Annotated in this window: 1 protein-coding gene; it reads right to left on the reverse strand. The window is 70.0% G+C overall.

Features of this window, described 5'->3' with window-relative positions:
- Positions 1 to 210: sensor histidine kinase N-terminal domain-containing protein (locus ACM0OX_RS35925; protein WP_414520009.1), on the reverse strand; the 210-nt coding region annotated here is incomplete at both ends.

Genomic DNA, 210 nt, shown 5'->3' on the forward strand with positions numbered 1-210 from the left:
CAGGCCCCATTGCAGGGCGGGCCAGATCAGCAAGGCCGCCAGCACGACCAGCAGGCCGGGCAGAAGAAGCAGGCTGCCGTACAGTTCGTGCAGGCTGGCCCGGCGGGAATCCAGGCTTTGCGCCACCGAGACGACCACCGGGGCGGTGCGGCCCGGTATCATGACGGTTTGCTGGGCCATGCGGACCGGCACGCCGCGCACCGTCAGGTT

Origin of the sequence: Nostoc sp. PCC 9305 (assembly GCF_963920915.1) — a bacterium.
Classification (GTDB): domain Bacteria; phylum Cyanobacteriota; class Cyanobacteriia; order Cyanobacteriales; family Nostocaceae; genus Nostoc.